A 1,209-nucleotide genomic window follows, 5' to 3' on the forward strand; every position below is an offset into this window, starting at 1 on the left:
GGGGGGGAACATACAAACCCAGCCCGGTACGGCGCAAGRAAATCCCCAAACCAGATGGAAGTGGTGTGCGAAAGCTGGGCATCCCGACCGTTATAGACCGGGTAATCCAGCAAGCGATTGCCCAGCAACTGCAACCGTTGTTCGAGCCGCTCTTCTCGGACGGAAGCTATGGCTACCGCCCGGGACGAAGTGCGCAGCAAGCCATTGGAAAAGTAAAAGCGTACGCGGAGCAGGGATATGGACATGCGGTCGAAATCGATCTGTCGAAATACTTTGACACGTTGAACCATGAGCTTCTTYTGAATCTGTTACGCAAACAAATCCAGGATAAACGAATCATCGACCTGATCAAAAAGTATCTGAAAAGCGGAGTCATGGAGAACGGAGTACGCCGGGCAACGGAAGAAGGCTCGCCTCAGGGCGGCCCGTTGTCCCCGCTGTTAGCCAACATCTACCTGAACGAATTCGACCAGGAGATGAAAAGCCGTGGCGTGACGGTCATCCGCTATGCGGATGACATCGTGGTGCTGGCGAAGAGCAAGCGAGCAGCGATGAGGCTGCTGGAATCCAGCCGGACGTATCTGGAGCAGAAGCTAAAGCTCCAAATGAACACGCAGAAGAGCAAGGTAGTCAGCGTCGTGGCGCAGAAACACTTCAAATTCCTCGGATTTGCGCTAGGAAAGAACGGAAAAGGCGTATATGTGCGCGTGCACCGCCAGTCCCTTGCCAAGGCAAAGAAGAAGCTGAAAGAACTAACGAGTCGAAGCCAGGGCAGGAATGCCCGGCAGGTTATGGAGGACGTGAAAGTCTACATTCGTGGTTGGATCGGCTATTTCTACATAGCCGACATGAGACGAATCTTGCAAAGCTGGAATGAATGGCTACGAAGACGGATGCGGATGTACATCTGGAAACAGTGGAAGAAGCCGGGGACGAAGGTGCAAAACCTGCGAAAGCTGGGAGTGCCGGAGTGGCAGGCCTACCAATGGGGGAACACAAGGCTAGGTTACTGGCGAATAGCCGGAAGCGCAGTATTGAATCGCTCTGTTACAAACGAAAAGCTCGCACAGGCAGGGTACTATGACTTCCCTGCCCAATACGAGCGTCTACGTCAGTTGCACTCAAGCGGTTGAACCGCCGTGTACCGAACGGTATGCACGGTGGTGTGGAAGGTCGGCTACTCAACTAATGGGTAGCCTCCTATCCGAT

The 1,209-nt window shown here is 53.8% G+C and carries 1 protein-coding gene; it reads left to right on the plus strand.

Annotated features, from left to right (window positions below; translation table 11 throughout):
* The coding region (gene ltrA / locus E1757_RS35545; RefSeq protein ID WP_133237153.1) for a group II intron reverse transcriptase/maturase at positions 1 to 1,133 on the plus strand (1,133 nt) is incomplete at its 5' end.
* Positions 1,134 to 1,209 lie beyond the last annotated feature (76 nt).

Source organism: Paenibacillus piri, assembly GCF_004354045.1.
Lineage (GTDB): Bacteria > Bacillota > Bacilli > Paenibacillales > NBRC-103111 > Paenibacillus_S > Paenibacillus_S piri.